This is a genomic window from Butyrivibrio sp. (genome assembly GCF_017940685.1).
GTDB lineage: Bacteria > Bacillota > Clostridia > Lachnospirales > Lachnospiraceae > Butyrivibrio.
On record NZ_JAGAYD010000280.1, the window covers coordinates 1 to 3,358 of the forward strand.

Sequence of the window (3,358 nt, forward strand, 5' to 3'; positions counted from 1 at the left end):
CGATGCTTCACAGTGGCATACATGCAGCTACAACGGTAAAAAGTGCCGCTATTCGGATATAGCCAAGGCAAGAACGGCCTTTAGGAGACAAAAGGAGAGCGCCGATGGCAGGCGGCATCCCGGCAGGCAGTACAGAATATTAGATACCCTGACCGACAAGGAAGTGGGATAGCCTTTTTATCCTGTACAGAAAAGCATCCTGCATCACAAATATCCCATATTTATTATAGAAAAACACGATAAACACTAGGACATGGGAGGTTTTATGGCACATAAAATTTTTGGTGATGCTCGCATCATGGAAGCTTACACGCTTAATTCATATTTTCTTACACTCAGCCCCTGGTTTGAGGGAGACTCAATGGTTGCTTCTTTCGTAAAAAAGGGAACAAAGGGTAAGGACAATGTTACTGTCTACATTTCTCTTAAGAAGTTTGAAAAGCTTGTAGAAAGCATCAAGAACAGATCGCTCCTTGAGCTTATCAAGAAGGATGATAAGGATGATAACCCCGGGGCATGGACCTACAGAACAGGGAATAACGGTTCAAAACTGTTTTCCCTCGGCCTTGGCGCTCAAAACTCAAAGACAGGAAAAAGAAGCATCACTTTCCACGGGTATGATGCCACAAAGAAGGCAAACGCCAATGTTCCCATCACTTGGGAGGATCTTGAAGATATGGTTTGGGCCTATGAGCTTGTTGTAGGTAAAGAGCCAGAAGACAACGCATGGCACAAGATGCTCTACGATGCATTCTGGAGCGCATACGAGGATAAGAAGAAGCACTACGAAAAGACAGATGAAGACGAAGAGTCTGTTACCGAAGAAGTACAGGAGGCTGCTAAAGAGCCTGTTCCTCAAGGCGTTGAAGGCGGAGCGACGGTGGTAACACTTTCCTCCTTCAGCAAGGAAGGCGATGTGATTTCCTTTAACGGAAAGCTCGATGATACAGACTCCGTATTTAGGATCGGCAACTCCGAAATAAGTGGCAAGGACAAGGACAGATGGAACGCTCTTGCAAAGGATGTTAAGAAGAGCCCCGTAAAGGTGTCTCTTAATCTCCACCATGTAAGAGGCAACGAGTACACGATCCTTGGGATAGCTTAAATTAAACAGATATGCAGAGGCGGATATCTCCGCCTTTGTATTTTTCTATACAGAAAGGAAAAATCTATGAAAAAGGTATCAGATATAGACAGACAGCTCCTCCAGTTCATTGCAAATCATTGTAACGAAGCCGGGGCGAAGATTGACACGAAAGATGACAGCCAGCTTTCGGACATAATAAGCCAGTGTAACAGGCTCGCATACACAATAAACAATTATCTTGACTAAAGGAAAAGGAACATGAAAAGAAGCGAATACAGAAAATCAACATCACTTAACAATCAGATGAACATGAAAGAAATGGGTTCAGAGGCAAGATCAGCCAAAGAGGCAGGTGTCTCCTATGGCAAACTCAAGGCAAATATGGGACCGGACTTTGAAGAGTCGGACTATCCTGTAAGTACAAGAGAGTTTGTAAGGGCATCTGACAAGAGAGAAAATGTGCGCACGGCAGCTTTTATAAAGTAAGGAGAATGGATGAATAAGAAAAGCAGTCTTAAAATGGTTCTGGCCATGACCGCAATCATAATCGTGGCGACAGGACTTTATATGTTTGCAGGCAGGTGGGATGACAGAAGAGTAAAAGAGCTCGGATATAAGGATTTTTCACTTGAAAGCACAAAACAGGAAGTTACGGACGAGCTCATACAGGAGACCATTGATAAGACCGTGGAAACGGCAGGCGGGTTTTTTGTGGAATCGGACGCGCCCATAAAAAAAGGCGACATTGTAACGTTTACCTACACCCACGACGGGCACTCAGATGAAGAGGAAGGAGCCCATGAAGAAACATTTACAGTGGGAGGTGGAGAGTATCCGGAAGAGTTTGATACAGCCCTTACCGGGAAAAAGAAAGGAGACAATGTAGATATTGTCCTTTCAGAAACTTATGGAGGAGAGACTCTTTATGCCACGGTCACAGAAGTAAAGACTCCTTCAGAGGATCTTACTGATGAATTTGTAAAAGGTCTTGGAATAGATGACGTAAGCACCGTAGAAGAGCTAAAGGGGTCAGTACGGGCCTATCTTGAAGAGAATTTCAAAGAGCAGTACAAGAAAGATATCATAGCAGAACTTGAAGAAAAGATAGGGGAAAACATTTCATCAAAAAATGAGCCGTCGGAAGAGCTTGTAAGCATCTTTAAAGCTGATGTCACCAAATCACTTAACGAAACAGTTAATTATTTAGCCCAGAACGGCGAAGAAACAACCATAGCGGACATTCTTAAGCCCGAGATGGAAAACGCAGAATTTGAGGGCACAGAAGACGAATATATTGATGCCTATGCAAAGATCCTTGCAAAAAGATGTCTTGTATATGAGGATATTGCAAAGATAGAGAAAATAGATCTTACAGAAGAGGATTATTACAGTGCTCTTGCGACAATCTGGCTTGAGAACATGAACGCATACCCGGAACTGAAGGATTTTGCGCGGGCGGTAAACAAAGAAGAGTACAGCAGAGTGATTCTTAAGAACAAGGTTCTTGAATATCTTGCTGATTATTATATCGTCAAATAAAAGGAGATCGAATGAACAATACACTTGAGCGATTTGGATATAATATCACAAGACAGACTATGGCACAGTATAATGAGGCGTCTCTCAGAAATTGCTTTCTCGGGGCTTATGGATTTAAGAGCAAATATGAAGCGGAGTCAGCAGCTATTGAGGCACTAAAGACATTTGACGGTCTGCCAGATATGCTCCTGTATGCGGAAGTTTACAGGATGAACACTGATGACAATGAAAATCTTTTAATAAGACAGCCCCTCCAGACGGTAACCGTTATTATCCACGATCCAGGCAGGCGCTATGAGAGGGCGGAGCGTTTCGGTGATAAGTTGTTTCCCGAGATTTATTCAAAAGCTCTTAAAGAGGGCAATGTACAAATTTTATCCAGTGATGGAAGCCGAAAGGTGTTTGAGACCACGGCTCTTTAGCAATAAATAGAGGCAGATAGCCTCTATTTTTTTTGTTTGGGCATCAATTATCCATATTTAAGATGTAAAAATGATTAGTTACGGCAGGGCAGACCTGCAAGGAGGTAGCCGCATGGGCGAAAAAGAAAGACTTTTTGAAGAGATACAGAAATACTTCAAAGATAACAATTACACCCTCATGGAGATCGAGGGCACAAAAGGACAATATGCCGTGTTTGAAAACGGCAAAGGAATAGGCGAACTGATGGCTGGGTATGACAGCCAGGATCATATATCAGATGTTTATTACGCCGAGAATGGATTTTATCAC

General features: G+C 42.9%; 6 protein-coding genes. All 6 read left to right on the top strand.

Annotated features, from left to right (window positions below; genetic code table 11):
- Window positions 1–265: 265 nt before the first annotated feature.
- A complete protein-coding gene (locus J6I68_RS16970) occupies window positions 266–1,105 on the top strand; it encodes a hypothetical protein (protein WP_292222040.1) in 840 nt (279 codons plus the stop codon).
- 66 nt (window positions 1,106–1,171) lie between these two features.
- On the top strand, window positions 1,172–1,333 hold the full coding sequence (locus tag J6I68_RS16975) for a hypothetical protein (protein ID WP_292222041.1): 162 nt from the start codon (window positions 1,172–1,174) through the stop codon (window positions 1,331–1,333).
- Between the two features lie 12 nt (window positions 1,334–1,345).
- Window positions 1,346–1,573, top strand: a complete 228-nt coding sequence (locus tag J6I68_RS16980; protein ID WP_292222043.1) for a hypothetical protein — start codon at window positions 1,346–1,348, stop codon at window positions 1,571–1,573.
- 9 nt (window positions 1,574–1,582) lie between these two features.
- The gene (locus J6I68_RS16985; RefSeq protein WP_292222044.1) at window positions 1,583–2,626 is read left to right on the top strand and encodes a hypothetical protein; all 1,044 of its coding nucleotides are present in this window, start codon (window positions 1,583–1,585) and stop codon (window positions 2,624–2,626) included.
- 11 nt (window positions 2,627–2,637) lie between these two features.
- Window positions 2,638–3,048 carry a hypothetical protein gene (locus J6I68_RS16990; RefSeq protein WP_292222046.1) on the top strand — a complete coding sequence of 137 codons (411 nt, stop codon included), beginning with the start codon at window positions 2,638–2,640 and terminating at the stop codon, window positions 3,046–3,048.
- Window positions 3,049–3,160: 112 nt separating this feature from the next.
- Window positions 3,161–3,358 (top strand): hypothetical protein (locus J6I68_RS16995; protein WP_292222047.1); only part of this gene is annotated, 198 nt, incomplete at its 3' end.

Bases quoted from the DNA above. Each gene is read 5' to 3' on its own strand.
- J6I68_RS16970 (WP_292222040.1), top strand. From the start codon at position 266: ATGGCACATAAAATTTTTGGTGATGCTCGCATCATGGAAGCTTACACG.
- J6I68_RS16975 (WP_292222041.1), top strand. From the start codon at position 1,172: ATGAAAAAGGTATCAGATATAGACAGACAGCTCCTCCAGTTCATTGCA.
- J6I68_RS16980 (WP_292222043.1), top strand. From the start codon at position 1,346: ATGAAAAGAAGCGAATACAGAAAATCAACATCACTTAACAATCAGATG.
- J6I68_RS16985 (WP_292222044.1), top strand. From the start codon at position 1,583: ATGAATAAGAAAAGCAGTCTTAAAATGGTTCTGGCCATGACCGCAATC.
- J6I68_RS16990 (WP_292222046.1), top strand. From the start codon at position 2,638: ATGAACAATACACTTGAGCGATTTGGATATAATATCACAAGACAGACT.